Raw genomic sequence first — 256 nt, forward strand, 5'->3', positions numbered from 1 at the left:
CCGGAGGTTATATGGAACCTGATCCCACGCCTCTCCCTCGACGGAGATTAAAACTTTTCCGGTAAGCCCGTCTTTTCACGGCGTTACCGGATGCGTAAGGCCGTGACGTTTTAACGTCCCTGCTCAGCTTTATGACCTTCAGGTAAGGCTTCGCCACGCCTGAAGACATTTCTGTACTGTTTCAGACAGTGCGGAGGGACTCCTTATGTTTAAAGAAATTTTTACCCGGCTCACTCGCCATTTACCTTCCCGTCTG

At 50.8% G+C, this 256-nt stretch carries 1 protein-coding gene; it reads left to right on the forward strand.

What is annotated here, in order from left to right:
- Window positions 1-11: 11 nt before the first annotated feature.
- Window positions 12-65 (forward strand): mgtA regulatory leader peptide MgtL, encoded by a 54-nt coding sequence (mgtL, locus tag RVY79_RS20515; RefSeq protein ID WP_001387276.1) that lies wholly within the window; start codon window positions 12-14, stop codon window positions 63-65.
- The last annotated feature ends 191 nt before the right edge of the window (window positions 66-256 follow it).

Source organism: Chromohalobacter sp. HP20-39, assembly GCF_033052815.1.
In the GTDB taxonomy this organism is placed as follows: domain Bacteria; phylum Pseudomonadota; class Gammaproteobacteria; order Pseudomonadales; family Halomonadaceae; genus Chromohalobacter.